Consider the following 22,434-nt stretch of genomic DNA (forward strand, 5'->3'; position numbering starts at 1 on the left):
CGGAAGGTTTTAACAATCTCGCAAAACTGTTGCAGAAGCGGGCTTTCGGATTTAGAAGCTTTAAAAACTACAGGCTTCGTCTGCTAAGTTTATGATTTTTGTGTGTTTTGGATAAAGTTCCACCATGAAGTGAGTAGAACCGTAGAACCCCTATTCTTGGCTTCGATTTTTTTGGTTTTTAAAGAAATTGGATGGGGTGGTGGAACTATGCCTAAATATCGGAAACTACTAAAATTTAATGATGAACGACGACAATACACTACAAATACAGTATTTAGAGTGCTTACCGGGTAGTAACGGCTCTTGTTAGCTCCTCTTTCTCATTATTGTCGTCAGCCTTACGTTTTGTTAGAAGACCAACCATCTCTACATAAAAATGTCCGGGACCATCTGGCATTAAGATTAATCCTCTTTTTCTCGAGTCATTATGCCAACGGGCTCCAAGGTTCTTCAATTGCTCATCAATTGATAGATCTTCAGGTTTTGAATTTCTTTCAATGGTAGACATAAAGGCCTCCTAAAGGAAGGTCGGAGTTACATAACACGCCTACGTGGCGATTTCTAGCCCCTTTGTAGATTCTGTATTCTAGAAAGGGTTCAGTCAATTAACATTCATCTAATATATATTTCCCTTATCTTATCGGTACTTAACTAGTCTTTTTTAGAGGATAGCGCCTCTTTTTCCAGAATCAATAATTGTTGAACTAGCTTGGCCAACATATGCCTATATGGGCGAATGATTGGATCAAAATGAAGCAGTCTTTTGGGGTCGACCAACAGCATTGGTCCGTTTTTGTGAATATTAATGACACCTATGGGCTTTGATTTCCTATCGGTCATTAAAGGAATTGAAAGAAAGCTGGCAACTTGCTTTCCTCCATTTCCGCTAAAATACTCCTTAATTTGTTTTTTTACGTGTGCCGTAAAATCCCCATGGTCCTCACACCACTTATATATCTCAGAAGATTGCATATGAAGCTCAGTTCGAGACTCGCAGTAGGCTAAAGGCGCCCCTGGCAAAACGCGATACTTATTCTTACCATCAATATTGGTTGTTTCCGCATGAGGTATTGGCAAGGCGAATGCTTCAAGTGCCATGTCTTCTTCCGATTGTTGAGCCTCACTATGTGTAGATAGATCTTTTCTCAGATCTAATGCCCCTTTTAAGGTTTGAAATAGAACCTCTTGATCAATGAATTTAATACGGGGTTGAATCTGTTCACTAAGCTCTTTGTCTGCTGATGAAGCATCAATGAATAACATTATATTTGCGGCATATCGCTCCATTTGAGTGTGCTGCTTGGGTGAGTCAAACTTTTCAGTTAGCTGGCAGATACAAGTTAATAAGCCACGAATAATTTTTTTTGTGTCATCAACATTTTTACTTTGCAGCGCTTTCTCATACATTGCTTCGCCTTCGTCGTAGGTGTCTGCAAATTCTTGTAAAAACTCGGCTGGTGGTAATGTCTGAATTTGACTGACAAGTTCTTTTCTTAGCTGAGAGTCGTAGGAGTCGACCTCCCATTCTCGAAAAAAATACAAGCCTCCGACGAAGATTGTGACAACCCAAAAAAACAGAATTCTTGGGTGAAAATGGAAGCTCTCCCATCCATTCCACGTACCCCACTGAAATGGGACTACACTTTTAATCTCATCACTATATAGGGATCCAAAAAGTCCTATGAAAATTATCAGTAGTGTTATTATTGTACCCAAATGAGGGGATCGCCCTCCGCCATTGTCTCGCCAATCAGAAATCCATTTAGACAAAGAGATTTTCATATGCTCCTCACTTCAGGAACTATCTAAATAAGTACCAACACTATTTTTTTTAGAACCTAGTTCTTTTAAGTTAGCCCTTTCGATGAGGCGGTTGTCAACACACTGTTGTTTTCTTCCTGATACAGAGTTGAGCCTCTCAAGAGGGTCAGTAAAAAAAGTAAATTAACTTTAGAGACATATTACGCGATGAAATTTGATCCCTTATTGTTCTGTCAGGAAAAATGTCATGGACTTTGGTCGTATTGCCGGACTCGACAAAATGAAGTTTAAGTTTGATCATTAAATATAACTTGCATCAAGGATGAGGCAAAATGAGCAAACGTGGTCGGAGTGGAATTCCGAGTGGTACTGCATTTGATAATTACTTATCTGAAGTGATCGGGAAATTTAATTCGGGTAAGGCAACTGAGCATACTTATCGTCCGGCACTTCAAGAATTACTGGAGTCTTTGCTTCCGGAAGCTAAAGCGATCAATGAGCCTCGCCGTGTACGCTGTGGGGCGCCAGACTTTATTGTTCAGAATAGCGCAGCTCCCATTGGATATATTGAAGCCAAAGATATCGGTGTTGATCTTGATGAGGCAGAAGAGGATGAGCAGCTTGTTCGTTATCGAACGAGTCTTTCAAATCTTATTTTGACGGACTATCTGGAGTTTAGGTGGTACGTGAATGGAGAAAAACGACTTACGGTTAGAATTGGTGAAGTCCTTAAGGGGAAAATTCATTTTAGACCTGATTTTTCCAAAGATCTCAGTGTTTTAATTAATGCTTTTCAAAACGCCGATGTTCCTACGCTAAAGGATCCGGCGGAACTAGCGATGCGGCTTGCCGCAATTACTCAAAGTGTGAAATTTTTAATTGTAGAGACGCTTCATTATGAAAATGAAAAAGGATGGCTTCACAAGTGGTTAAAGGCGTTTAGTGAAATTTTAATCACTGGTCTCAATGCAGAAACATTTGCAGATATGTTTGCTCAAACTCTGACTTATGGTTTTTTTGCAGCTCGCGTCCATCATATGGACCAGAGAACGGAGTTCTCAAGGTTTGCGGCAGCAAAAATTCTTCCACGAACAAATCCATTTCTGCGCCAACTTTTTGCGGAGTTCGCCGGTATAAATATGCCGGATGAGTTGAGTTGGGCGGTTGATGAAATTGTTGAGCTTCTTAAACGTACGGATATCAAAGAAGTTCTCGAGAACTTTGGAAATCAATTCGGAAAAAATGACCCAGTAGTGCACTTCTATGAGACGTTTCTTGCGCACTATAACCCTGCGCTCCGCGAAAAACGAGGTGTTTACTATACCCCTGAGCCAGTCGTTGATTTCATAGCAAGATCTGTTGATGACATATTGAAAATGAAATTTAGTAAGCGCGACGGACTGGCTGATGATAGTACGTTGATTCTTGATCCCGCTGTTGGCACGGGAAGTTTTTTGCACAAAGTTGTCGATCTAATAAAAAAGCGTGTCGAAAGAGATGAGGGGGCATGGGATAGCTATGTGGCTGACACTCTCTTGGAAAGACTATTTGGCTTTGAAATTTTAATGGCGCCATATGCTGTAGCCCATCTGAAGCTCGGAATGCAGCTGCAAGATTCTGGCTATAAATTTCAACGAAACCAAAGGCTTGGTGTATATCTCACTAATACCTTGGAGGACGCCGCCAAAAAGAGTCAAGAAATGTTGTTTGATTGGGTCTCAGACGAAGCAAATGCTGCGTCTGATGTAAAGCGAAAGAAACCCATTATGGTGGTCATAGGAAATCCACCTTACTCTGGAGAGTCAGCAAATAATGGAGACTGGATCAACGGTCTTCTTCGTGGATATGACTCGATTACAGAACAGGCAACGGGGAATTATTTCGTATGCGAAGGCAAGCCTTTAGGAGATAAGACGACCAAGTGGTTGAATGATGATTACGTTAAGTTTATTCGTTTTGCTCAATGGCGCATCGAGCAGACGGGCCATGGGGTATTAGCGTTCATTACTAACCACGGCTTTTTGGATAATTTCACCTTCCGTGGGATGCGTGAGAATCTCATGTCAACTTTCGATGAAATCTATGTTCTGGATGTGCATGGTAGCTCAAAAAAGAAAGAAGCAGCTCCCAATGGCCAGAAAGACGAAAACGTATTTGATATTCAACAAGGGGTTTCGATTTCGTTCTTTGTTCGCAGACATGCGCCAGCGAGATCAAAGGGAAAAGTTTTCCGTGCAGATCTTTGGGGTACTCGCGCTGAGAAATATGCCTGGTTGAAGGGAACACGCTTTACTGGTGTTGATTGGAAAGAGTTGAGCCCCTCAGCGCCACTTTTTGAGTTTGCTCATGTGGATAAAGATCTCAATGAGGAGTATGAGCCTCATTGGGCTCTCGACGAAATTTTTCCCATTAACGGCGTTGGCATGACCACTGCTCGCGATCATGTAGCTATTAGTTTTGATCGAGATGCTTTGAATGAGCGAGCTGCAATTTTTACCAATATTCGCAAGACAGATGCGCAGGTTTGTGCTGAGTTGGAAATTAGTGAGAAGAAGGGCTGGAATTGTACAGAGGCCCGGCGCGAACTTCGAGCTGTTGGCGCAGTGGAGGATTTGATAAAGCCCGTTACCTACCGGCCGTTTGACTCCCGTCACATACTCTATCATGAGTCACTCGTTTGGCGGACAGCTCGAAAAGTAATGGGGAACATGCTGGGCGGAAACAATTTGGCAATTATTGCGACAAAGCAAACAAAAGATAAATGGGGTATTTCAGTAACTAAAAACCCGATAGCACATAAAGCATATTCCGCTTATGACATTAGCTCACTTTTCCCTTTGTACATTGATCTTTCAGATGAGCTTGGTGATGAAGATTCGACGGTCAATATAGATGCCAAATTTATTAAGCACTGTGAACAAGCTGTTGGTTTAAGATATGACGAGGGCAGACGTCGCAACGTTATTGGTGGAAATGTATTTGGTCCGGAGGACCTTTTTTCATACATCGTTGCTTCGCTCAATGCTTCTAACTATGCGGAGCGATATGAGCAAATGCTGAGAAAAAATTTTCCCAAGATCCAAGTTACAACGGACCGGGCATTATTTTGGAAGTTCGTTGAAAGTGGGCGTGCATTTATTAATGCATTCAACGCAGAAATTGAGATAAGTGACGAAGTTCGATTTCCAATCAAGGGAACAGGTAAGGTAGAATTCGTAAAATATAACGAGAAACTTAAACGCGTAGAGATTAATGATGCTCAATATTTTACCGGAGTGTCCAAGGAAGTATGGAATGAGAAATTTGGCGGTTTCATTCCAGCAAAACGATACTTGGAAGATCGAAAAGATCGAAAGTTATCATTCTCAGAACTTCGTAGCTATATGTGCTTGATTACTGCGATCGAGTCAATTTTCTCGATCAGGGAGTCTTTAGACAAGGTTGTAAGTAAGGCAGGTCAATTTCCAATCAAGTCCCTGCATAGAAAAGTGGAGATGATGCAGGATACTTCAAACAAGAATAAGAAGAAGGAACGCCAGTTGGTGCTTGTTCCAAAGATTGTTGAACGTTCCAAGAATGTTGTTTCTAAGCCTAAAAGAAGAGCTTAGTTGTATAACTTCACTGGGGTTCTGATAGCCCACCCTAAGATCTTGATATCATTAGAGTGGGCTCTTGAAGAACTACGGAATACTACAGTCTATTCGTCAGCTACTTGTTTCAGTTTGAGAACTTTTCCGCTGCTTTGAGTGGCATCGTGAAAGTTTAGAGAGTCTGTCATTCCGCGAATACTGATTCCAGCTTTACGGATGTATATCATCATCGTTTTGATGTCCTTCCAGCCCCCGGCTGACATCACTTTCACCGGTTCGATACCTCGTGACAGACAAGCTGTTGCCCAACTCGCGCGAAGATCGTGGAAACGAACTCGAGGTAAGTTTATGCCCAACAGAAAAGTCCGAACTATTTCGGCCTGTCTGCCAGCATCCCAATCGTCAATTCGTGGCAATGTGAATACTGAGTCATCATTCTTAATTTTTAGCTCTTTTAGAATGTGAAGCAGAGGTGGCGCAATCTCAACCATGCGGTCCATTCCGTTTTTAGTGTAGTCTTTAAACCCATCAACGTGACTCCAACCCATGGCAACTTTAATTAATCTGTTATCAAGATCTACATTATCCCAAGTTAGAGCGTAGAGCTCACCATTCCTCATACCCGTATAAACAGCTGTCGCCCAAATTGGATACCACTCGTGGTCATATTCTTTAGCTTTCTCAAGAAAGATTCTTAGCTGCTGCTCACTTAAGACACTTTTGATTTTATCCGCAGTTCTAAATTTCAACTTCGGGACTGGATTTCTACCTAAAACTCCCTTCTCTACTGCATAGGTGAAAAGACCGCGAAGATATTTAAGAACATTCTTCTGTTGGCTTGGAGAGCGATCTGCTAACGTGCCTTTAATGAGATGACGAATTTCATCAGTTGTAATTGAAGAAATAGGGCGGGTCGCCCACTTAGAAGTATGAGCATTTAAACATAGCTTATAGTTTTCCACTGTTTTAGGGGTATAATCCCTTTCCTCCAATGATATAAAGAAAAGTTCGAGTAAGTTTTTATAGAGCAGAGAGCCATCTGATGAGGGCCCTTTAAATGAAGCTTCAATTTTTACAACGAGTTCGTTATAAACTCGTTGAGCCTCCGCTTTAGTTTTAATAAGTTTTCTACGAAGTGTTTTCGGCCTGCGTGTGGTGGGATGCCTTTTAGAGTAAGACACCTCCCATGTCCCCGTTTTTTCGTCGTACGTTATTGCCATAATTTGGCCCCTTTCTGTTCTCATTCAATAATTGATCTAATTCATTTTTATAGTAGCGATTAGTTCTACCTAACTTTCTGTAGGGTATGAGCCCTTGGCTAACCATATTTAGTAATCGTTTAGTACTTACTCGAAGGTAGTGAGCAGCTTCCTTTGTTGTCATGACATCTGGGGAAATGTACGATTGTTCGTTCATAATTACCTCATACCTTTTTAAGGCTGCTTTTGTTCTAGATGAATGATGTTAGTCATTTTTGCGGGTAGTGCATGCTTTACCTGAAAAACTCTTTTCATAATTTCATCAGGAGGCTGTCTTTTTATGAGAAGTAGAATCTCATCAATATCGAAAAATGGAGTGATGCCCCACTGATTGAAGACACGTCGTCTTTCTTTTGGGCCATATCCCCAATAACACCACTCCTGAACAGCCTTTGACCATACGAAGACGAATTGTCCCACATGGAGTGCTGCCAGCACCCTATTGGTGTTGAGACCGAGGATCGTTTGTGGGGGAGGTGAGTTGGGATCTAGGATTGGGTCTGATACGATCATCCAAGAACCATCACCTACAAAAACATCGTTATTGATGCCTTCGAAGATGCCACCGCTGGTTTTGATGGTGACGGTTCTGGCATCACTTTGGAATTTCATGGCCAAGATCCTTTCTCAGGGAAGGGTGAAGAAAGATTTTAGTCGATGGATGGCCTCTGCCTTTGGATTGCTCCACGACTCTCAAATAACCAAGACTTTGAAGCTCTGCCGCCGCCGCACGTATTTTCTCGGAGGTATTAAGATCCTTCCAACCTTTGCCCGCTAAAATTCTGATGGTGACCTGATGAGGCACTTTTCCTGCCATGATCTTTTCAAGCAGGCTAGAAGCTCTGGATGAGGCCTCATCTGATTGTTTGTATAGGGTAGCAGCATGGGATTCTAAGACGCGACACCAAGTGATGGCCATATCAAGGTGAGTGCGCTTTACTTTGGATTCGGTCCCAACAGAACTTCCTTCATGAAGCTCGTCACAAACGCAAAAGATCAGGGCAAGGGACGGTAGCAAGCTACGGTATTTTCCAAGATGGGAAACAAGGGCTTGTGGTTGAATGTCACCAGAGCGAAGGCGCAATTCAAGAACCTCAAGCCAATCATTGAATAAATTTTGAGCGTCTTCATCGAAAGACAGAATAGCTTTATTTTCGTCGTCTGCATTGGGCAGGCTAATGATCTTTCGGTAAAGGTCGAAGATTCCATCTTCAGCCATTTTGTTGGGATACCTGTCTACGTTCTTCCAGCTTTTTGTCATCTTGGTCATGAAAAATATCTGCAGCCTTTGCATAAAACCGTCTTCGAGCATTAGGTCTTCCCCAAGCTGAGTTAGATATGCAATTAGTACCTGTGGAGGAATAGCTCCAAAGATGGATAGTCTCAATACGGGAATAAAAAGAGAACCTCGTCCGATTCGGTCGATTGACTTAGACGTATCTCCACTCCATGCCTCTAAGTTAAAGGAGCGATCTCCTTCGCGACCAGGCTTTTCAAATACCTTTAAAAGACCAATAAGTTCGTCAAAAAGACCGAGGAGTCCCAATGGATTTTCAATGAGGAGCTCGCCGATCTTTTCAGTTGTAGCATCGTTGTAGGTCAAACGTTTTTGTTTTGGCTTTCCATCTTCGAGCTGTACCTGGTATTTCAGCAAAATCTCTTTTTGAGTTGTAAGATCCGCATTGGGATTTTTTTCCAAAAGTTTTTCGATATTTTTTTCGCATTGTTTGATTGCAGCTTCGATGGCTTTCTTCTCTGCTTGCCATTTCTGCATAGATTGACGGTACTGCTCTGCGAACTCGGCTTCAATTTTACGCAATGGACCGATGACTGCATTCATTGTCGGCGATTTTAGTGAACTTGCAGCCGCCGCAATGAATCCCCATAAGTTTACAACTACAGTCCAAGGGTCGAGACGTTTAGGCTTAATTTTAATCTTCCCAGCGATGAGCGATGATAAGACGACAACAAGAGGTGCAAGGACCATTTCCCAAGGGACCTGCATGCGTTCTGCAACATCTTCGGCAAAGGAAGCTAAGTTGGATGGGACAGCTTCTTTGGGAATTGTTGGCAAATCTGTCTCGACGATATCAGGCAATGAAGGCCAGCAGCTAAACTCACCATTCCCTTTCTCCCAAGTTCCGTCCTTGGGATTGAATTTTTCGCTAAGGGCGATCAAGAACTTTTCAAGTTCTGTTCCCTTGATAATATTAATTTTTTGGCCTGCTTGGAGTGCATCATCTATGCCTTTTACAGAATCCCAGGTTGCAAGCGAAACCTCTAAGCCCTCATTGTTTAGATAATTGCATAATTGATAGGTATATTTAGCCACGTCTTTGTTCTCGATCATGTCTCTATCGAAAGCGATGGTGACTGACTTAATGTTTTTTCTAGCAAGAATGGGAAGAGCTGTTGCCCAATTATTCACGCCGGGAACGGCAATTATCGTAGCCTTGCCCCACTTTTTTTCGATGATGAGTGCTTTTAATGCTCCCTCAGTTATGAAGGCGTGATTTTCTTCGTCAAAGCCAGCGAGAAACGGAGTAAGCAATGCTTTATTGCCGCCATAGCGTGTGCTGGATATCCAGCGATAACGTTTATCATGTGCTTCTGTATCATGTCTGATTTGAAGGCTTACGATATTTCCCGCGCTTGAGCGGTGAGGAATAATGATCCCGTCTCTGCCAACAAAATCGATAGATGATGTCGTTTGGTTTAGATAGAATCCAGGGACCTTTAAAAGATCCTCATGTGTAAACTCACGTTCGAGACTGCGAATGAAATCAAAAGCTATTGGGGAAGAGAAAAATCCACATTGTTGAATTTGCTCTTTTGTGATTCCGCGTTCGAGCAAATTATTTCTGTGGCCTGGTCTCAAGGGAAGCTGAGCTGCCATTTTGCTGTAGACAGTTTCGTAAAGACCCAGGAATTCGTGTGCCGTGCTTTTACTTTCGAGAAAATCGATATCTGCATTTATTATTTCGAAGTTGTAGACAGTTTGAATCATAAAGATTCTCCATCAATTTTCAGTTTATACAGAATGTACAAGACGTCTTCCGCATGCATGTAGACTGTTTTGGATCCGTCTTGCGCAGATGAAACACATCCCATCGGGACAAATTCGCAGATGATAAACAGACGGGAGCGGGTGATCCTGCAGGTATTGGTGTTTTTGCATATTGGACATTCGAGCAGCTCTTCGAGATGAATCCACGAGATAATAGGCCAATTGATTTCACTTCTATCCATATGATCCTTTGTTTGAAAATTAGAGATCTACAATGTAGGTGCGCTCATTTTATAGTTTGTATGAATCAATTAAATCAAATCGCAGTATCCATATTCGATTTAAGTCACATTCATTTAATTCCGATAAGTTTCAACAACTTATAAAAATACAAGGGGAGCATGTGCCTCAGGTGTCACGCGAGTCATTGCAGGAAATTTTAACTGAAATAGATGATCGATATAGGAATTTTGACGTGGAATCTATTGGTAGGATAAAATTTTTTTTGGATAGCGCCTTCGAGCAAAGAACTTTTCGGGCTCTACAAGCAAGAGCGGTAAAGGAAAAGAATGAAGTAAAGAATCTTCATATAAAATTCATTGAGCTTAGAGATCTATATCACGCTTCCTTAAATCAATTCTTAGTGAGTGCAAATGGCGAATTTGACGTCATTTTAAAAGCATTGAAAAAAATAGAGAAGAAAATCACAGAGGCCAGAGTCATGACTGAGGCCAATGTTGATGGAAAGTCTGGAAAACGATCCTCATTGGGTGAAACACTTCTCTGGGCGGCGATAGCCAAAATTATCAGGCAAAGAAATCCGGGATATAAAGAGTTAGGATATGCCGATGATATCACAACGTTAGTTACAAGATTTTACCACGCGAGAATGTCAAAAGGACGGATTAAAAAAAAGAAATTCTTAAATGCCAAAGCTACTCAGCAAAGGCTCTCTTCCTTAAAGAAAATGAAAGATGAGAGTCTTCTTTTGGACAAGGATGGTTTTATTTATGGAAAAATAGATGATGGGTTCAAGTTAATAATTCCGAGCCACAATGAAAATCTAACACCTATCGAGATGGCAGCAAGAGATCTTGGGATGAAGCTTCTATATTATGCTCCTGAGGTTCGCACGAAGAGTTGATAATTTCGGGTATAAGTCAGATAGGAGGAATTTTTATGAGCAGCATTGAACGCAAACAGTTAAGTGCATCTGAACGACTTATATTTATTGGGCATACATTATTCACGATGGGCACGATGTGCCTTTCGATTGCATCACTTTTAAAACTGGCGCAAGACGGAGACTTGCCAGAAACACCGCCACAACGAAATGGATCAGTCCTTGTCGGAAAAGATCAAGCCCATGATTTTTTTCGGAGAAATTAGTGGTGGATAAAAATCAAATTTGCCGGGACTATCTGATGCTATCTGAACGCATCGCCGAAGAATATCAGGATCGTGATGTTCCCCAATCAGTGCAGTCATTTTATTTACTTTGTGAGTTGATCAGTCTGGGATCTGTCGAAGATTTCATTCAGACTTACGGCCATCGTCACATTGAGCCTAAAGTTGCCAACGCTGGTAAACAACTCATGAATCTTGGTTCGCTCAGCAGCTTTGAGTATTCAGCCGCTGAGTTTCTAAATGAATCAATCAGATAAAGGCTAGCCCCTAAAACCTTCCATAGTGGGAACTTCAAACCCACTACCACAACTAGGGTGATCAACCCTAAAAAATAGCTCTGAAAACCCAGTCCCAAACTAACAGTCTCACAGAAAGGAGTTTCCGTGATTTTTGGTTACGCTCGCGTATCCACAACTGACAGACAATCTACTGATCTTCAGTTGGATGCCCTGAAGGCTGCCGGCTGCGAAAAGATTTTTCAAGATCAAATATCCGGCGCAAAAGATGATCGCCCAGGTTTGAAGGAGCTACTAAAATCTTTAGCTCCAGGTGACCAGATCGTTGTTTATAAACTGGATAGATTGGGGCGATCAGTTCCCCATCTCTTGAGTCTATTTGAAGATTTTAAAAAGCGGGAAATACACTTTCGATCACTTACGGAAGTCATTGATTCCAAAACGCCATCAGGTCAGTTTCTTCTAACTGTCCTCGTGGCTTTGAGTGCAATGGAACGAGAAATTCTTATCGAGAGAACTAAGGCGGGTATCGAGGCAGCTCGACAGCGTGGACGCGTTGGTGGGCGTCCACCCAAAATAACCGCAGAACAAAAGCAAATAGCAAAACAACTTTTACAAGATCCCTCGAACTCAGTGGCAAGTATCTGCCGCAGCTTAGGAATCGCAAAATCAACATTTTATCGTTCAATCAAAGGCGAAAGCCACTAACTGCCCAACAAGGCAAAGGAGAAACAAATGCAAACAGAAAAAGTACAAACAAAAAAGGTTAAAGCCCAAGTTAATTGGAAGAAGCTTGGCGTGCAGATGCTGCATGGGGCTCTTCAGGGAGCAGCTATGACGGCGGGAAGTCTTCTTGTTGGAAGAATTATTCAAGGCACGACTTCGGCATCAGAGACAGGTGTTTCTGATAGCAATGTACTGTCACTTAAGAAGTCAGTATAGAGAGTGTACCTCGGGGCCATGGATGGCCATCAATTCGGCAAACTGTAGAATCGTTCGACAAATTCAAATAGCCCAAACACCACCAAATTTAAATTCATTATGTCGAATTGAATTCGGCAAAATAAACTTCACTTTAAATTAGGCACCAAATCCCGAAAAGATTTTTATGAAGAAAAAAGAGATCGTCATTAGTGACGTGTTACCAAGACTTCTAAAAGAGCGGAAGTTAACCGCCAAGAAGTTGTCACAAGCAACGTCAGTTTCTCAATCGACATTATCGACGTGGACTTTGCCTAAGGCTAAGCCGCGAAACATTGAAGATGTGGCAACTGTCGCAGATTTTTTAGGTGTGTCATTGAACTATTTGCTTTTTGGAGAAGCTGATGAGCCTCAGGATCTTCAAAATCTAGATGGCGAAATCGTTTTGAGTGGGATTTATCGCTTGAAACTCGAGAGGCTGATAATCCCACAGAAGAAATCAACCAAGGAATAATTTATGAAAAAAGTTGGACTGTGTTTTGTTGTTTTATTGATTGGGTCAAATTCTTTTGCCGTTTCAAAGCAAGATGCATTCTGCATTTGTTTTGAAGCTCGCTCTGTTCTGTTAGTAGGTGCTGGAATGGGTAAGACAGCAAGAGACTATGGCGCTGATACAGATCTACCTTTGTTGCTTTGGAGGAAGTCCATAGAAACATGGAGCGATAAGCTAGAAGTAGATGCTTCGAGGTGTTCGTTAGGTTCTGGAGAAGGCTCTTCAGTACGTTTGTGTCGACAATATATGAAACAATATCCAGATGGAAATTTCTAAAGAATTCTAGAAACCACTAGCAACTAAAGGAATCGGGAATGCAAAATTATATTCTGGTTTTAACTCTCTTGCTATCTATAAACGCTGGAGCCTATGCGCAAGAAACAGATGGCGTTTGCTTTCGCGGATCTTTGCAACACAAGAAGTCTTGGTACCTAAAACTATATGATGGAAAAATGCTACTTTTGGCGAATGTAGCCATTATTAATCCAGATGGAGGATTTGTCTTGCAGGAGGCTTTCTTAGATTGGACTGGTGCCAAAGAAGGCGTTGTTGGATACGAGAAGGTCAAAGAGAAACAAACTTTTGAATACGTCGTTGAGAATGGAGAGCACAAAAAACGTACGCTTACGCTATATAAATACACTCCAAAATGTCAGGAAGAAATTAAAAAGAGAATGAAGACTGACAAGCCCTGGAAACTTAGTTTTGAGTAAAAATAAAACAGGAGACCAAAATGAAAAAAATCATCATTTTATTCGGTATCGTTGCTCTAGCTGCTTGCTCGACAAAACCAACCACCACCACGCCAACACAAGCGGATGTTCTTCCAGACCAAGTGGTTGCGCGTATCGATCAGATGAACGCACGTCCAGATTGGCTTAAGGAGTCTGAACCATTCACAATTTCAAAAGGCGTTGTTTCATCATTGGGACAAACTGAAGTTCCAGGCGATCATCGCGTAGATGCAGCATTCAGAATTGCGGAAAACAATGCGAAGGCAGGAATTTCAAAGGCGATTGAGCAGAAGCTTGATTACGTCTTTCAAAACGCGGAAGAAGGCACAAGTATCGATGCTACCCAAGCGCGCTACATCGGCAGCGAGGTTTCAAAGATCACAACTTCAACTATGCGCGTGGATAAACGTTACTGGGAAAAAGTTGTCGTCAGTCGTGAAAATGGCTCACGAGTACCCATCTATAGAGTCTTTGTGACTGCCTCTATGCCTGAAGGTGATTTCAAGCGTGCGGTCTTGGATGCAATCCGCAAATCAGAAGGCAAAGGTGGAATCAGTGCTGACTTTGCGAAAAAAGTTGACCAACACTGGGATAAAATTACTACCGCTCAAACGGAGTAGTCATGAAAACCTCAAGTCTAACAGTAGCCCTGCTGATTTTCGCGGGGCCTTTTTTTTCTTATGCCATGCCGGATTGGGCCAAGAACTCCACTGAAGCAACTTCAACAGAGATTATAACTACATGTAGTGGTGAGGGCCCATCTCTTGCGATCGCACGGAACGAAGCAGTTGAAAGCTGCACAACTTCTGCGATTAGACTTCAAAATGGATCTTTAAACTACAAATCTTATTCTGTGCAAACAGAGTCTGACTCAGCCGCGCACGAAACAGTGTCTAGTAATTTGAAAGTTTCCGGCGCGCTCTGTAAGCCTACTAATGAAGAGGTTGAGCAGCGGCCCGGGCAGTTCCGAGTTTGGTTAAAGTGCGCTTTCAAGAAGGCAGATTTTAAACTAGCAGTAGACGATTCAACTAAAGCCTCATCCACCAGCGAGCAAGTGAAAGTCAAACCAGAAGGGAAATTAAAATCTGTAACGATCGGAAAACACATTAAGGACTTATCAACCTGTCAGGTTTCACTGTCTGTAATTCCTGAGTGTGAAAGCGTTCTAGTCAAGTCTTCGTTCCCTCGGATCGAAAGATGTAAAGGGAATCCTGTTCGGATGGCTGTGCATTCAGAAGACGTACTTGTCGTTAGGGCCGCGGGTTATAAGCCGCAAGAAATTCAATCTTCATGTAACGGAGGAGATCATGTCATCGAAGTTATCTTGGAGCCTTTGTAGTGCCTTGGCCGGCATCACGTTGTCATCATCTGCTTGCTCATTGCTGCAGGTGGCAGGACTTACTCCCAAACCAACACCACCTTATGAAGGCGGGCTTTTGGTTCAACAACCTACAGGTGTGGTCTGGGCTGGAACGATAAAGGACGTGGGGCATCCTTTAGAGAAGCTGCCTCAGGCAACTGTAAACAGCACCTCGGATAAAAAGGGGCAGTGGTTTCCGCAATATTGTCAAAGCGGCAAGCAAGTTCGCGATGTAACTCAGAAGATCAGATTAGTCATACCACGTCCACCAAAGGGATTAGCGCTGGCAGCAGCTCAGAATAAAGCTGCGGAGCTGAAACAAGTTGGTGAAGCTATGATTCCTTTGTTCTTTCAGTATGCTTCTGATCCAAGCGATGTTTTAATACTAAAGGAAGGCGAAAAATATCCGGCGGTACGCTCGTTTGCACTTCAAAGTGGAAAGTCAGTTGATCTTGAAAAAGAGTTTCAAAATCCAAGATCCACAGTTGGTGGAGTTGTTTACATAAATCGATTTGTTTTTCTAAAGCCCACGGACAGTGATGTTGTGTATCTGGTGCCCAATCGATTTACAGAGCTTCATTGGGGTTTAAAATATTTCGATGCCGGGATCTATTCAAACCATCCTATACCTGGAAGATCTGGGCTCTTTGCACTAACTCCTGAGCGTTCTATCAGGGCTAAAAATTTAACGACTCAACCATATAATGCTGTGAGCGTGTTGGCACCTGCCAGGAATATGGCCCTTTATGATTTCCACACAAACTTCACGGCTTTGATTTCGGCAACGAAGGTACAAGAGGATCTACCAGAACTTCAAAGTATCTTTTTGAATCCAGATGGCTCAATCTCAACAGCTAAAGCGTTACAAGCTAAGGAACAGTTTTGGAAGTTCTATCTTCAGAAATTCACCACAGTTAAAGAAGCTCAAAGCGATAATCCCGCATTCAAGGATTACGAAGTCAGTTTAGATTTAAATCTGTTTTGCACATTCGGAAGGCAAACGATGGGTTTGCTATCGAAATAGGTTAGCTGGGGAAGAAGGGGGGAAATATGTCAGATAAAGTTGCTCTGGACTCGAAAATTGCCCGAAGTAACCAGATTGTTCTTCTTGCTATCTACAACGAGATCATGCGGGTAGCTTATCAGTGTGGCGCTGACTCACAAACTTTAGAGGAAATAAGCCAATATCAGAATGAGGTCGCAGACCATTATAGCTGGGATTTCTCTGGAAGCCCTCTTACTCCAGGAATGCCGCAAACCTATGCTCGAGTGACTTTTCAGGATATCCGCACTGTGGCGCTAGCAAGGCTTAAGCAGTATAAAGAGTCTTTCAACCTTTGGCGTAGAATCTTTTTATTAAAAAGAATAAAAATGGAAGAAACCAAATTTAGAAATATCGTAAATCTTTGTGATCGAGTTCTGGAATACCACGATCGACATTCAATAAAGTAAGCTGATCTAGGTCGATCAACAAAACATATCGAAAAAGTCGCCGCAGACAATTGAGGGTCGAGGCTGGTGGCTTCAGTTATTCAAAATAAGGATCAATGATGACTTCTCAGAATATCGTAGAAGAAGTCATCTCGCACACCAATATCATCGAAATTGTTTCACAGTTAATTCCTCTAGAGCCAGCCGAAAGTGGCTGGTACAGAGGTGCTTGCCCATTTCACAAGTGGCAAGGAAAGAAAGGGTTATTCTACGTTTCTGAAGTCAAACAAGTTTATCGTTGCTATCGGTGCAAGAGATGCGGAAATGTAATTACGTTCCTGCGGGATTATCGAGGTATGACTGAGGAGCATGCGATTGTGCAATTACAGGAAAGATTAAAATGAGGTAGCTGTTTCAGAATGACGTCTGCTAAAGACATCGTGACTTTAATAGGAGGTCGCAATGGAAGAAACAAAACAGGGTGAATTTGGTAGAACAGATGAACGTGAATTCAAAATTGAAAACGGAGATGTGATAAAGCTTACTGAAGAAGAGCTTCAAAGGGTCGTAGATGTGTTTAAGCTGCTTTCAAGCATGGACAATAAAATTATGATGGAGGCGGTCAACGGATCAAAAGTGGATCTTGCCAGGCTGGGGCCTGAAAAGGTCAAAGATTATGTCGGTAAATACATTTTTGTCGCGATCACTGTTAAGGAGCAGGTACAGCTCAAGCATTGGGATTTTTATTATAAGCTTGAGCGAGTTAAACTGCTTGGCATTGACAGGAAGACTAAGAATATACGAATTGAGATGCAAGGCAAAAAGAGTATCGAGATCGAGCCAAGAGGCATCTTTGTGGAGGCACCTAGGTAAGGGGTGCATGTCAAGAGCAGCGTGATCAACTGGCAAGAAGATGATATTTTTGAAGGTGCTGGTTCAAGCGTAGTTATCGGCTGTAGTTAACGATCGGAATACGACAGCCGATAACGACAGAAATGCATCAACTTTGGTTATATTCGATTACAAACACGGGAATTGAAAAAACTGAAAGTGCGAAGGTCGAAGTAAAAGCCAAATCTAAGTGGCTGTTTTTCTTTAGCTATGTCCAGAAACGAAAAAACCACCTCGCGGTGGTTTCGTTTTCATAAATCATTCTGTTTAAATGGATGGGGTAGCAGGACTCGAACCTGCGAATGACAGAATCAAAATCTGTTGTCTTACCAACTTGACGATACCCCAGCAGAAGACTTACGAAACGCTAAAGTACGGATTTTCCTCTTGGAAATCAACGAAAGATGCGGCGCAATAACGTTGTATCGGCCTTTTGTCCCTCTGAAATTCCCGAGGGACTGTTGGCTTTGCACGGTTTTAAAGCATTTTTAGATATTCAAGCAGGTCGGTCTTTTCATCCTCAGTCAAATCGGCGTACTGGCGCTCATGCCCTTTGTTGCTTTGACCCGGCAAAGTCGTATCGTAAATGACAGGCACTGAGTACGGTTTTACCTCCGCAGGATATTCCCAAACTCCGGTGGCAGCATTAAGCACTAATTTAATTCCCATCTTGGCATATTCAAGATTGTGACCACCTACCATGAATTTTGTCGGACGAGTTTCAGGGTGAAGCATGTCGTACAAAGTCGGTACAGAGCCGTTATGCATGTACGGAGCTGTCGCCCACAGCGAATTCAAAATCGGCGCCGTGTATCCGGTCGCCCGGGCGGCTACAGCCTCTTTTGCAAGTTCTGTTTTATTAAAACGATCCACAAACTCTTGAGTCACAGCCTGCCAGCGAGTTGGATCAGATCCCATCTTGTCTTGCGGAACCATGCGATTCGGGAAGCTGACAAGTTTCACAGAATTATTCTGCCACTCGTAAGTGCCGTGACAGTGTGAACAGCTATTGTCATAAACATCAAAGCCACGACGAGCCCGTGTGTAATCGATTTCCCCAGGGAAGGCCGGGGCTTTGTATTCATTAAAGATCACGCTTAATGCTTTTTGTACGCGCGGGATGTTTTCGATTGCACCGTCCATGCTTTGACCCATTGTTGGAATCGTGAAGATGGCTGCGACAGCGTTCAGGAAATTTTCATCGTTTTGATCCCACGAGGTTTTCTCTGCGTTTCGTTTCATGTTCGGGGAGGCGTAAACTCCATCATACAAGAATGAGCTTCTGAAGAAGCGATCACCCAGGGAGGGAATCGAAGTGTAGCCGTATTCAGGTTGAACTTTGCTTGTATCAAGCATGCCCAATTGAAATTTCAAAGCGGCGACGCCATTCGTGATGCCAGGGCCTCCATTGTTGAACGGGAGTGGTTGCTTATAAAGATCTTCCATTTTTCGAATGGATTTTTTCACACGCGGAAAAACAACTAATTTCATCGTGGCTTTTTCAGTGAAGCCCATCTCGGGAAACATATTCGTCATCAGGCGGAATGTGCCGCTCATGTTGTTAGAAATAATGCGCATGCCTTGGTAAACTGCTTGAGAATAACCTTCCAAATTAATCGATGTATTTGGCAAGCCCATCCAAGTTTGTGTTGTCGCCTCGCCCTTTTCATTGAACAAGCGACCGCCATGGCAAACGGCGCACGTGACGTTCATGCCTTCGACTTTGACAAGTCCCACTTGAATTTCTTTTTCTGTCAGACCCATTGGCAGATCGCCCCATTGAGGTTTGAACTGCACCGGCGCATTCAACACGACACTTGGAGTATAAAAACCAAAACGCGAAAGCACGGCCTTGTAGTCTGTACTGAATTCACCAATCCAGCCTTTGCGACGTCCTTCAAGAACCAGCGCTGTCAGAGCGACTTTTTTAGGAAGAGTGTTTGTTTCAAGCGAATGCTTGTTGATCGCACCGAAATCACTTTGCAGGAAATCGCGGCTGGCATTCACGAACTCTTCAGTTGTGAAAGTGCGAGGTTCTTGTGCGAAGGCCCAAGACGAGCAGAGTGAAAGAATGAGCAAGGCAATTCCGGTTTTCATAATGTGACTCCGATGGCAGGTAATTGACCATGGAGAAGGCAAAAAATCCACTCAAATAAAGGACTTGAGGAGTTCTAGAAAATCTGAGGCAGGGGGTGAGAAGAAATTACCTCTTTTGAATTACAGCTCTAGTGGGAAAGGCACAAAAAAGCCCTCTGGGATCACCAGAGGGCAAAAGGGTCCATGAGGTGTTTTGAAGCCGCCGCGGGTTCTAGTCCTCCACAAATGAACTAGAACTTGGCGAGTGAGCAGGGATCTTCAATGACTCCGACGAAGTCGGAGTCTAAGCAGTTAGTAGTCGTCACCGCCGCCATAATCACTACCAGGAGCTTTCTGACGTTTCAGGCTAACTAAAGTTTCACCCATGGATTTCAATTCTTTTTCATACGCTTCAAAAATCAAATCTTCGATCATTGCGCGCGTTTCCTGATTCAAAGGATGCGCGATATCACGGAACTGACCATCTTTGCGTTTCTTGCTTGGCATTGCCACGAACAAGCCGCTTGTTCCTTGGATAACTTTCAAATCGCGAACGACGAAACAGTTATCTAATGTGATCGACACATAAGCTTTCAAACGGTCTTCGTTAACCGGGAAAACTTTCACTTCGGTGACTTTCATAGAGTCCCTTTCTAGTTGCCATTCTTGTTGCATCTCTTGGCGCAAACTTGGAGCCAAACTATGGTCCGTAGTTCTTCTCGGAACTGCATAAAAAAACTAAAGACCTAGGTCGGGGATTTTTTGTGTTGTAGTCGAACAAGGGGAGATTGTGTCTCATGACGAGACAGAGTCCACTTACAATTTCAGATTTTTGAATTAAATTTCGACGAGGTTGATCCAGCCAACCACATTAGGACCGGACCAGTGACCGCTAGCGTCTTTGGTTAAAACGAACTGAGTGCGCTTGGTCTTTTCACCTGCTTTTAAACGCATGACTCCGTGCTGTTCGAACAAAGTGATTTGCATGTGATTGTCATCCAGCATTTTTGCATCACGCACAATGCCCACATGTCCCCACTTCGAATACTTAATCGAAACCATCGAGCCTACAACCGGAGCGTTGCCCGAGCATTTGTTCTCAACATAAGCGAGGCGCGCTTTTTTACCCTGGGTGTTGGGATTCTCGAGCACCACATTCTTAAATCGCGTCGCCATGTTCTTAGCAAGCTTATCGCCATCCCCTAAGCCGATACCAAGGCGAGTAGGGACGCCGTAAACATCGTGCATGAAACGATGTGCAAGCTCGGTGCATTGATATTTTCCGCCGCCAGTGCCGGGTTTATTTGAATAAGCATCAACGCCTTCGAAGCTGTCAAACACATCACCAAAATTTCCCCATGTCACTTCTTTCGACATCGGTGCAGTATCTTGCAAGCCCAATGTTTTCAGAGGGCGAGTGTTATCGGCACTCGAACAACCTTTTGCTTGATTCACTGGCGTTGCCGCCGAACACAGCTTCTCGATGTCAGAGGCCTGCGATTTCAGTGAGGCCTTCGCAAGAGGACAGTTCACTTGGGCGTGAACGGTGTCGATGCCGAATAAAACAAAAAATAGCAAAGCTGTTTTCATGAGGAACTTTTCGGTTCGGATTTGCGTTCTCTAAAATGAAAAAAGCCAGTTCAATTTGAGACTGGCTTTTTGAAACGAATGTAGGATTAGCGTGAAAGCGGAACTAAGAGTTCAACATGCTTTCAAGCTTACCTTCGTCATCCAAAGCTTTCAAATCCGTGTAACCGCCAACCAGCTTGTCGTTGATCAAAATGATAGGTACAGTTCTCCAGCCGGTTTCATGTTTAATGCGATCAATCTCTTCCGGTTTTCCAGTGAGGTCCACCACGTCATAAGCCAAGCCTTTGCCGTTAAGGAAATTGATTGCGCGATCGCAGTACGGGCAAGGATCTTTTTTATAAATTTTTATTTGAGCCATCATTTCACCTCACAGTAAGTATACAATTCTTTTTGACATACGGATAGGGGCGAGACAAGGTCTAGTGCAAGATGGATTGTTTGCTTTGCCAGAACCCTCATTCAGCTCCGTTTAAAGTGGTTAAGAAACCCGAGCGCAGCTATTATCACTGCGCGTTTTGCGATCTGATATTTATGGATCCTGCAGAGCGTCTCACGGCGGAGCAAGAAAAAGCTCGCTACGATTTTCATCAAAATGAAGACATGAAAGGCTATCGCGCTTTTCTTGAGCCTCTTGTTAAAGACGTCGAGCAGTTTGCGAAAAATGCAGATCGCGATAATTTCGATATCAGCATTTTGGATTATGGCTGTGGTCCTTCGGCATTTCTTGGCAATTGGCTGACTGAAAAATCTTTCCGTGTGACTAATTACGATCTTTATTATTTTCCAGATCAAGATTCACTTCGCAAAAGCTATCACGTGGTTACTTCCACAGAGGTGTGGGAGCATCTTTACGATCCTAAAGCTGAAATCGCTAAGATGCTACGTTTGCTGAAAAGCGGAGGTATGTTGGCTGTGATGACCTCATCTCACAAGGGAGAGGCCGCTTTCCATGACTGGTATTATCGTCGTGATCTGACTCACGTGACTTTCTTTTCGGAAAAAACGATGAAGTGGATTGCGGATCATTTCAATTTACAATTGATCAAAGCCCGCAGTCCGTATTGGATTTTTCAGAAATGGGACATGCCGACTATTTAGGAGCCGGCCCTAGTTTTTCCCACAAGTAAGTGTACTCAAGAGTATTCCACAACACCTTTTGTTTGATGTTGGCGTTGCCTGCGTGACCACCTTCAGTGTTCTCGAAGTAATAAACTTTGTGGCCTTGATCTTTCATGCGTGCGACCATCTTGCGCGCGTGTCCCGGGTGAACACGGTCATCTTTAGTGCTCGTCATGAAAAACACTTCTGGATATTTCTTATCAGCTTTTACATTCTGATAAGGCGAATAACTCATCAAAGCTGCGCGCATTCTTGGATCTTCCGGATTTCCGTATTCATCCATCCAGCTCGCACCCGCAAGAAGCTTGTGATATCTCATCATATCAAGCAAGGGCACTTCGCAAAGGACCGCATTGAAAAGGTCTGGACGTTTTACAAATGTAGCGCCCGTTAGCAACCCGCCATTGGATCGACCTTGGATTCCCAAGTGACCAGGGTTGGTGATCTTACGTTTAACCAAATCTTCGGCAACTGCGATAAAGTCTTCGTAAACCTTAGG

Annotated in this window: 28 protein-coding genes and 1 tRNA gene; 17 read left to right on the top strand and 12 right to left on the bottom strand. The window is 43.0% G+C overall.

Annotated elements, in window-relative coordinates:
- Nucleotides 1–95, top strand: a 95-nt coding sequence (locus VF412_RS20115; RefSeq protein WP_414640837.1) for a transposase, incomplete at its 5' end; no start/stop codon positions are given.
- 188 nt (nucleotides 96–283) lie between these two features.
- Here the strand turns inward: VF412_RS20115 and VF412_RS18605 are convergent.
- Both VF412_RS18605 and VF412_RS18610 read right to left on the bottom strand, forming a co-directional pair.
- On the bottom strand, nucleotides 284–508 hold the full coding sequence (locus VF412_RS18605; RefSeq protein WP_331340777.1) for a hypothetical protein: 225 nt from the start codon (nucleotides 506–508) through the stop codon (nucleotides 284–286).
- A gap of 143 nt (nucleotides 509–651) precedes the next feature.
- A complete protein-coding gene (locus VF412_RS18610) occupies nucleotides 652–1,782 on the bottom strand; it encodes a hypothetical protein (protein ID WP_331340778.1) in 1,131 nt (376 codons plus the stop codon).
- Nucleotides 1,783–2,093: 311 nt separating this feature from the next.
- Here VF412_RS18610 and VF412_RS18615 point away from each other — a divergent pair, with 311 nt between their 5' ends.
- Complete coding sequence (locus tag VF412_RS18615; RefSeq protein WP_331340779.1) at nucleotides 2,094–5,369, top strand: type ISP restriction/modification enzyme; 3,276 nt, start codon at nucleotides 2,094–2,096, stop codon at nucleotides 5,367–5,369.
- Between the two features lie 89 nt (nucleotides 5,370–5,458).
- Here VF412_RS18615 and VF412_RS18620 read toward each other — a convergent pair whose 3' ends face one another.
- Genes VF412_RS18620 through VF412_RS18630 form a run of 4 tightly spaced genes read right to left on the bottom strand, consistent with a single transcriptional unit; the run spans nucleotide 5,459 to nucleotide 9,617 of the window.
- The gene (locus tag VF412_RS18620; RefSeq protein ID WP_331340780.1) at nucleotides 5,459–6,571 is read right to left on the bottom strand and encodes a site-specific integrase; all 1,113 of its coding nucleotides are present in this window, start codon (nucleotides 6,569–6,571) and stop codon (nucleotides 5,459–5,461) included.
- Nucleotides 6,519–6,767 (bottom strand): helix-turn-helix domain-containing protein, encoded by a 249-nt coding sequence (locus VF412_RS20120; protein WP_414640847.1) that lies wholly within the window; start codon nucleotides 6,765–6,767, stop codon nucleotides 6,519–6,521. Before VF412_RS20120 ends, VF412_RS18620 begins: the two co-directional genes overlap by 53 nt.
- Before the next feature lie 17 nt (nucleotides 6,768–6,784).
- Nucleotides 6,785–7,222: a hypothetical protein gene (locus VF412_RS18625; protein ID WP_331340781.1), complete on the bottom strand. Its 438-nt coding sequence runs from the start codon at nucleotides 7,220–7,222 to the stop codon at nucleotides 6,785–6,787.
- On the bottom strand, nucleotides 7,206–9,617 hold the full coding sequence (locus VF412_RS18630; protein WP_331340782.1) for a DUF3987 domain-containing protein: 2,412 nt from the start codon (nucleotides 9,615–9,617) through the stop codon (nucleotides 7,206–7,208). The genes VF412_RS18625 and VF412_RS18630 overlap by 17 nt, the downstream gene beginning before the upstream one ends.
- 475 nt (nucleotides 9,618–10,092) lie before the next feature.
- On the opposite strand from VF412_RS18630, the gene VF412_RS18635 reads away from it, so the two are divergent.
- The 14 genes from VF412_RS18635 to VF412_RS18695 all read left to right on the top strand — a co-directional run bounded on the left by VF412_RS18635 (nucleotide 10,093) and on the right by VF412_RS18695 (nucleotide 17,132).
- Nucleotides 10,093–10,761: a hypothetical protein gene (locus VF412_RS18635; protein WP_331340783.1), complete on the top strand. Its 669-nt coding sequence runs from the start codon at nucleotides 10,093–10,095 to the stop codon at nucleotides 10,759–10,761.
- Nucleotides 10,762–10,796: 35 nt separating this feature from the next.
- A complete protein-coding gene (locus tag VF412_RS18640) occupies nucleotides 10,797–11,006 on the top strand; it encodes a hypothetical protein (RefSeq protein ID WP_331340784.1) in 210 nt (69 codons plus the stop codon).
- Between the two features lie 2 nt (nucleotides 11,007–11,008).
- Nucleotides 11,009–11,281 (top strand): hypothetical protein, encoded by a 273-nt coding sequence (locus VF412_RS18645; protein WP_331340785.1) that lies wholly within the window; start codon nucleotides 11,009–11,011, stop codon nucleotides 11,279–11,281.
- A gap of 126 nt (nucleotides 11,282–11,407) precedes the next feature.
- Nucleotides 11,408–11,968 carry a recombinase family protein gene (locus VF412_RS18650; RefSeq protein ID WP_331340786.1) on the top strand — a complete coding sequence of 187 codons (561 nt, stop codon included), beginning with the start codon at nucleotides 11,408–11,410 and terminating at the stop codon, nucleotides 11,966–11,968.
- A gap of 27 nt (nucleotides 11,969–11,995) precedes the next feature.
- Nucleotides 11,996–12,202: a hypothetical protein gene (locus tag VF412_RS18655; RefSeq protein ID WP_331340787.1), complete on the top strand. Its 207-nt coding sequence runs from the start codon at nucleotides 11,996–11,998 to the stop codon at nucleotides 12,200–12,202.
- A 166-nt stretch (nucleotides 12,203–12,368) separates the two neighbouring features.
- Nucleotides 12,369–12,695 (top strand): helix-turn-helix transcriptional regulator, encoded by a 327-nt coding sequence (locus tag VF412_RS18660; RefSeq protein ID WP_331340788.1) that lies wholly within the window; start codon nucleotides 12,369–12,371, stop codon nucleotides 12,693–12,695.
- A 3-nt stretch (nucleotides 12,696–12,698) separates the two neighbouring features.
- Complete coding sequence (locus tag VF412_RS18665; protein ID WP_331340789.1) at nucleotides 12,699–13,010, top strand: hypothetical protein; 312 nt, start codon at nucleotides 12,699–12,701, stop codon at nucleotides 13,008–13,010.
- A 38-nt stretch (nucleotides 13,011–13,048) separates the two neighbouring features.
- On the top strand, nucleotides 13,049–13,447 hold the full coding sequence (locus VF412_RS18670) for a hypothetical protein (protein ID WP_331340790.1): 399 nt from the start codon (nucleotides 13,049–13,051) through the stop codon (nucleotides 13,445–13,447).
- 20 nt (nucleotides 13,448–13,467) lie between these two features.
- Entirely contained in the window at nucleotides 13,468–14,088 is a 621-nt protein-coding gene (locus tag VF412_RS18675) for a hypothetical protein (protein WP_331340791.1), read from the top strand.
- A 2-nt stretch (nucleotides 14,089–14,090) separates the two neighbouring features.
- On the top strand, nucleotides 14,091–14,807 hold the full coding sequence (locus tag VF412_RS18680; protein ID WP_331340792.1) for a hypothetical protein: 717 nt from the start codon (nucleotides 14,091–14,093) through the stop codon (nucleotides 14,805–14,807).
- Between the two features lie 4 nt (nucleotides 14,808–14,811).
- Nucleotides 14,812–15,852 (top strand): hypothetical protein, encoded by a 1,041-nt coding sequence (locus VF412_RS18685; RefSeq protein WP_331340793.1) that lies wholly within the window; start codon nucleotides 14,812–14,814, stop codon nucleotides 15,850–15,852.
- A gap of 26 nt (nucleotides 15,853–15,878) precedes the next feature.
- Nucleotides 15,879–16,280 carry a hypothetical protein gene (locus VF412_RS18690; protein ID WP_331340794.1) on the top strand — a complete coding sequence of 134 codons (402 nt, stop codon included), beginning with the start codon at nucleotides 15,879–15,881 and terminating at the stop codon, nucleotides 16,278–16,280.
- A 98-nt stretch (nucleotides 16,281–16,378) separates the two neighbouring features.
- Nucleotides 16,379–16,663: a CHC2 zinc finger domain-containing protein gene (locus VF412_RS20125; RefSeq protein WP_414640848.1), complete on the top strand. Its 285-nt coding sequence runs from the start codon at nucleotides 16,379–16,381 to the stop codon at nucleotides 16,661–16,663.
- A gap of 58 nt (nucleotides 16,664–16,721) precedes the next feature.
- Entirely contained in the window at nucleotides 16,722–17,132 is a 411-nt protein-coding gene (locus VF412_RS18695) for a hypothetical protein (RefSeq protein WP_331340795.1), read from the top strand.
- Between the two features lie 290 nt (nucleotides 17,133–17,422).
- Here the strand turns inward: VF412_RS18695 and VF412_RS18700 are convergent.
- From VF412_RS18700 to VF412_RS18720, 5 genes are all read right to left on the bottom strand, one after another.
- Nucleotides 17,423–17,498: transfer RNA gene (locus tag VF412_RS18700), tRNA-Gln, on the bottom strand.
- Between the two features lie 129 nt (nucleotides 17,499–17,627).
- Nucleotides 17,628–19,247, bottom strand: coding sequence for a hypothetical protein (locus VF412_RS18705; RefSeq protein ID WP_331340796.1), 1,620 nt, complete (start codon nucleotides 19,245–19,247; stop codon nucleotides 17,628–17,630).
- A 291-nt stretch (nucleotides 19,248–19,538) separates the two neighbouring features.
- The gene (gene spoVG, locus VF412_RS18710; RefSeq protein WP_331340797.1) at nucleotides 19,539–19,868 is read right to left on the bottom strand and encodes a septation regulator SpoVG; all 330 of its coding nucleotides are present in this window, start codon (nucleotides 19,866–19,868) and stop codon (nucleotides 19,539–19,541) included.
- A gap of 195 nt (nucleotides 19,869–20,063) precedes the next feature.
- Nucleotides 20,064–20,816 carry a CHAP domain-containing protein gene (locus VF412_RS18715; RefSeq protein ID WP_331340798.1) on the bottom strand — a complete coding sequence of 251 codons (753 nt, stop codon included), beginning with the start codon at nucleotides 20,814–20,816 and terminating at the stop codon, nucleotides 20,064–20,066.
- A gap of 103 nt (nucleotides 20,817–20,919) precedes the next feature.
- On the bottom strand, nucleotides 20,920–21,177 hold the full coding sequence (locus VF412_RS18720; RefSeq protein ID WP_331340799.1) for a glutaredoxin domain-containing protein: 258 nt from the start codon (nucleotides 21,175–21,177) through the stop codon (nucleotides 20,920–20,922).
- A 170-nt stretch (nucleotides 21,178–21,347) separates the two neighbouring features.
- Here VF412_RS18720 and VF412_RS18725 point away from each other — a divergent pair, with 170 nt between their 5' ends.
- Nucleotides 21,348–21,914 (top strand): class I SAM-dependent methyltransferase, encoded by a 567-nt coding sequence (locus VF412_RS18725; protein WP_331340800.1) that lies wholly within the window; start codon nucleotides 21,348–21,350, stop codon nucleotides 21,912–21,914.
- On the opposite strand, the gene VF412_RS18730 is transcribed toward VF412_RS18725, so the two are convergent.
- Nucleotides 21,907–22,434, bottom strand: a 528-nt coding sequence (locus VF412_RS18730; protein ID WP_331340801.1) for a prolyl oligopeptidase family serine peptidase, incomplete at its 5' end; no start/stop codon positions are given. The genes VF412_RS18725 and VF412_RS18730 overlap by 8 nt on opposite strands.

The organism is Bdellovibrio sp. (genome assembly GCF_036384735.1).
GTDB lineage: Bacteria > Bdellovibrionota > Bdellovibrionia > Bdellovibrionales > Bdellovibrionaceae > Bdellovibrio.

Coding starts and splice junctions, on each gene's coding strand:
- VF412_RS18605 (WP_331340777.1), bottom strand. CDS start 508: ATGTCTACCATTGAAAGAAATTCAAAACCTGAAGATCTATCAATTGAT.
- VF412_RS18610 (WP_331340778.1), bottom strand. CDS start 1,782: ATGAAAATCTCTTTGTCTAAATGGATTTCTGATTGGCGAGACAATGGC.
- VF412_RS18615 (WP_331340779.1), top strand. CDS start 2,094: ATGAGCAAACGTGGTCGGAGTGGAATTCCGAGTGGTACTGCATTTGAT.
- VF412_RS18620 (WP_331340780.1), bottom strand. CDS start 6,571: ATGGCAATAACGTACGACGAAAAAACGGGGACATGGGAGGTGTCTTAC.
- VF412_RS20120 (WP_414640847.1), bottom strand. CDS start 6,767: ATGAACGAACAATCGTACATTTCCCCAGATGTCATGACAACAAAGGAA.
- VF412_RS18625 (WP_331340781.1), bottom strand. CDS start 7,222: ATGAAATTCCAAAGTGATGCCAGAACCGTCACCATCAAAACCAGCGGT.
- VF412_RS18630 (WP_331340782.1), bottom strand. CDS start 9,617: ATGATTCAAACTGTCTACAACTTCGAAATAATAAATGCAGATATCGAT.
- VF412_RS18640 (WP_331340784.1), top strand. CDS start 10,797: ATGAGCAGCATTGAACGCAAACAGTTAAGTGCATCTGAACGACTTATA.
- VF412_RS18655 (WP_331340787.1), top strand. CDS start 11,996: ATGCAAACAGAAAAAGTACAAACAAAAAAGGTTAAAGCCCAAGTTAAT.
- VF412_RS18660 (WP_331340788.1), top strand. CDS start 12,369: ATGAAGAAAAAAGAGATCGTCATTAGTGACGTGTTACCAAGACTTCTA.
- VF412_RS18665 (WP_331340789.1), top strand. CDS start 12,699: ATGAAAAAAGTTGGACTGTGTTTTGTTGTTTTATTGATTGGGTCAAAT.
- VF412_RS18670 (WP_331340790.1), top strand. CDS start 13,049: ATGCAAAATTATATTCTGGTTTTAACTCTCTTGCTATCTATAAACGCT.
- VF412_RS18675 (WP_331340791.1), top strand. CDS start 13,468: ATGAAAAAAATCATCATTTTATTCGGTATCGTTGCTCTAGCTGCTTGC.
- VF412_RS18680 (WP_331340792.1), top strand. CDS start 14,091: ATGAAAACCTCAAGTCTAACAGTAGCCCTGCTGATTTTCGCGGGGCCT.
- VF412_RS18690 (WP_331340794.1), top strand. CDS start 15,879: ATGTCAGATAAAGTTGCTCTGGACTCGAAAATTGCCCGAAGTAACCAG.
- VF412_RS20125 (WP_414640848.1), top strand. CDS start 16,379: ATGACTTCTCAGAATATCGTAGAAGAAGTCATCTCGCACACCAATATC.
- VF412_RS18695 (WP_331340795.1), top strand. CDS start 16,722: ATGGAAGAAACAAAACAGGGTGAATTTGGTAGAACAGATGAACGTGAA.
- VF412_RS18705 (WP_331340796.1), bottom strand. CDS start 19,247: ATGAAAACCGGAATTGCCTTGCTCATTCTTTCACTCTGCTCGTCTTGG.
- spoVG (WP_331340797.1), bottom strand. CDS start 19,868: ATGAAAGTCACCGAAGTGAAAGTTTTCCCGGTTAACGAAGACCGTTTG.
- VF412_RS18715 (WP_331340798.1), bottom strand. CDS start 20,816: ATGAAAACAGCTTTGCTATTTTTTGTTTTATTCGGCATCGACACCGTT.
- VF412_RS18720 (WP_331340799.1), bottom strand. CDS start 21,177: ATGATGGCTCAAATAAAAATTTATAAAAAAGATCCTTGCCCGTACTGC.
- VF412_RS18725 (WP_331340800.1), top strand. CDS start 21,348: ATGGATCCTGCAGAGCGTCTCACGGCGGAGCAAGAAAAAGCTCGCTAC.